The organism is Methylobacterium oxalidis (genome assembly GCF_007992195.1).
GTDB classification, from domain to species: Bacteria; Pseudomonadota; Alphaproteobacteria; order Rhizobiales; family Beijerinckiaceae; genus Methylobacterium; species Methylobacterium oxalidis.
In genome coordinates, this window is record NZ_BJZU01000251.1 from 1 (window position 1) to 2,364 (window position 2,364).

Consider the following 2,364-nt stretch of genomic DNA (forward strand, 5'->3'; position numbering starts at 1 on the left):
CAGGAGGGTCAGGGCTGCGGCCGCGGCCAGCGCGGCGCGCGTCAGGGTCCGGGGCATGGCGGCTCTCGCGGTGGTGTCGAGGAGGGGAGGCGGCGGCCGGGAGCCGGCCGCCGGCTTCGCGCCGGGCCGGCGCGTCAGGCCTTGGTCGGCGGCTTGAAGGTCGGCTGCGCCTCGGGCAGCACCTCGGGCACCCGGAAGGTGACGCCGTCGGGTGAGGGGATCGGGGTGTTGGAGATCTGCCAGTGCGGCCGGCTGCCGGTCTTCACGAAGTCCGGGTCGTTCGGTGCCGGGGTCAGGAGCTGGTAGCGCAGCAGCATCGCGAAATCCTCGTGCACCGTGTTGTGGCAGTGGTTCACGTAGGAGCCGCCGAACTCGCCGAACCGCACCTGGAAGCGCACGGTGCCGCCGGGGCGCAGCCGCCAGACGTCCTTGCGCACGAGCTTCTCGGTCGGGCCGATCGAGCCGCCGCCGCGGTCGAGGGTGATGCCCTCCTCGAAGTGCAGGTGGATCGGGTGGTCCCAGCCCGTGCCGCCGTTGATCAGGGTCCAGTGCTCGACCTCGCCGGGCTTCGGCACGAGGGCGCCGATCCGGTTGGCGTTGAGGGAGTGCGCGGCCTGGCCGTTGATCCGCACCGCCCAGGGAAAGGACTCGATCGTCCCGCATTCGGGGATGCACTGGCCGGTCTTGGGGTCGCGGGAATCGCCCCCGCCCGAGCGGTTGAACTCGACGACGCGCTCGCGCACCGGGGCGACGACGGGGATCTGGGTGGTGAGCGTCTTCAACCCGCTCTTCCAGTCCGAGTTCGTGAAGTCGGCGCTCGGGTCGACCTCGAGGCCCGTATAGGTCCGCGACGGGTCGTCGACGCTCTTGATGCCGCCCCGGCGGACCCGGAACTCCATGATCGGGCCGACGCAGGGGTCGGCGGCGACGCCCTTCAGCGCGTTCGACATGGAGACCGCGCCGTCCGGCTTCATGCCGCTCGTCTGCTGCAGCAGGTTGACGAGGTAGAGGCTGTCGCCGTCGGCGAAGGCCGAGAAGTCGATCACGATGTCGTAGCGCTCGGCGACGCCCTGCTCCTCCATCTCCGTGAGCTGGAGCGGGTTGACGAGGAGGTTGCCGTCGTTGGCGATGAACCAGAACGGCACCGTCGTGCCCGACGAGAAGGTGCGGGAATTGTTCACCGCCACCGCGAGCTTGATGAAGCGCGACATCGCCGCGTTGAGGATGCGGAAGCGGTACCGGCGCGGCAGAACCTCCATGTACGGGTAGTAGGTCCCGTTCACGCAGAGCATGTCGCCGAGGAAGCCGTCCGTATCGAAGATGTCGAAGAAGAGCTGCCCGTCCTTGTCGAAGGCCGGGTTCGTCACCGCGAGGTTCACGTCGAAATCCTGGTTGCCCCAGGCCGTCGCGTTGCCGCTCGGCAGGAGCAGGTTCACGCCGTCGCGCACGTCGGTGTTGGCGCGGTCGGGCCCGCTGTAATAGTTGCACAGGGCGAAGTTGCCCTTGTGCACGTTCTCCGCCGTGAAGAAGAACCGGTGGTCGTGGAACCAGAGGGTGCCCTGCAATTCTCGGTAGTCGCCCTCGACGAGGACGAGGCCGTCGCCGTTGTCCGGGCCCGAGGCCTTCTTCTGGTAGAGCGGGTCGTTGAAGGCGCGGATGCTGGGCATGTCCCGCCGCGCCAGGGTGGTGCCCCAGTGGTAATCGTAGAACGTGCCGGGGAAGTGGTAGGCGTTGCAGGCGCCGTCGCTCTCCGCGCCGTTGTGGGCGTTGTGGAAGTGCGTCGAGATCTCGTTGCGCCCGAAGCCGCCGTTCTGGGTGCGGTCCACCGGCAGGTCGTTGTAGATGCGGGTGAGCATCGGCTCGCCGTAGCGCGCCTTGATCAGGCAGGGGGCGCCGTAGCCGAGGCGGGAGCCGGAGCTCGACCCGCGCCAGCCCGGCTGGCGCACGCCGAACGACCACAGGGCGTTGGCGTTCTGCGCCGGCATCTCGTTGCAGTACTTCGTGTTCGACTGGCACTGCCCGAGGGACATGAGGTAGCCGACCTTCGGGAAGAGGTCGCGGTTCGAGCTCGTCGGGTCCTTCGACCAGCGCTGATGGGCGAAGAACTCGCCCGGCGGACGGCCCTCGCAGGGGCCGCGGCCGGTCAGCGGGTTCGACAGGCGCTGCCAGTTCGCGCCCTTCTTGCTCCACTCGTCGTGGTAGGAGAGGCGCCGGCCCGGCATCTCGGAGAGCGGGCGCCCGTCCGGCCCCATCCAGAGCACGTCGTCGCTGCCCGCCGCCGAGACGAGCGGGATGCGCGGCTGCACGATGGCGCGGTTGAGCGGCTCGTGGAACTTCTGGGCGCCGAAGAGCGGGCTCGCGGGC

General features: G+C 69.4%; 1 protein-coding gene. It reads right to left on the bottom strand.

Annotation, left to right across the window (positions count from 1 at the left end; all coding sequences use genetic code 11):
* Nucleotides 1-134 precede the first annotated feature (134 nt).
* Nucleotides 135-2,364 (bottom strand): multicopper oxidase domain-containing protein (locus MOX02_RS30230; RefSeq protein WP_147029449.1); only part of this gene is annotated, 2,230 nt, incomplete at its 5' end.